The 246-nt window shown below is 48.4% G+C and carries 2 tRNA genes; both read right to left on the bottom strand.

The window, feature by feature from the left end:
* Positions 1–2 precede the first annotated feature (2 nt).
* Positions 3–75 (bottom strand) — tRNA-Gly (locus tag P20439_RS13970).
* A 63-nt stretch (positions 76–138) separates the two neighbouring features.
* Positions 139–225 (bottom strand) — tRNA-Leu (locus tag P20439_RS13975).
* Positions 226–246 lie beyond the last annotated feature (21 nt).

Consider the following 246-nt stretch of genomic DNA (forward strand, 5'->3'; position numbering starts at 1 on the left):
GGAGCGGCACACGAGGCTCGAACTCGTGACCTCGACCTTGGCAAGGTCGCGCTCTACCAACTGAGCTAGTGCCGCATCATATTAATTCTAAATAATTTTTATAAGTTACATATTGGTGTATGCGACCAAACCACAAAGTGGTGCCCGAGGCCGGACTTGAACCGGCACGACTTGTTAGTCGAGGGATTTTAAATCCCTTGTGTCTACCAATTCCACCACTCGGGCATCGAGTTTGCTAATTAAAGC

Source organism: Pseudoalteromonas sp. BSi20439, assembly GCF_000241165.1.
GTDB lineage: Bacteria > Pseudomonadota > Gammaproteobacteria > Enterobacterales > Alteromonadaceae > Pseudoalteromonas.